The sequence below is a fragment of the Pseudoalteromonas sp. MER144-MNA-CIBAN-0113 genome (assembly GCF_040308965.1).
GTDB lineage: Bacteria > Pseudomonadota > Gammaproteobacteria > Enterobacterales > Alteromonadaceae > Pseudoalteromonas > Pseudoalteromonas tetraodonis.
This window is the reverse complement of sequence record NZ_JBEOOG010000575.1, coordinates 1-240: the sequence shown is the minus strand read 5'-3', so window position 1 is coordinate 240 and position 240 is coordinate 1. Positions and strand designations below refer to the sequence as shown.

At 45.4% G+C, this 240-nt stretch carries 1 protein-coding gene; it reads left to right on the top strand.

The features are described from left to right. On the top strand, window positions 1-240 hold a 240-nt coding region (locus tag AAEY57_RS21005), incomplete at both ends, for a radical SAM protein (RefSeq protein ID WP_350608784.1).

Genomic DNA, 240 nt, shown 5'->3' with positions numbered 1-240 from the left:
CCCTTGAAGCCAACCCAGGTACAGTAGAAACAGGTCGTTTTAAAGATTACGTAAAAGCAGGTATTAACCGTATTTCGATTGGCGTGCAAAGCATGCAAAACGACAAGCTAAAAGCACTGGGGCGGATTCATGGCAGTGACGAGGCTAATTATGCTGCGCAGCAAGCTAAAGAAGCCGGTTTAAATAGCTTTAACCTTGATTTAATGCACGGCTTACCAGGGCAAACACTTGACGATGCAC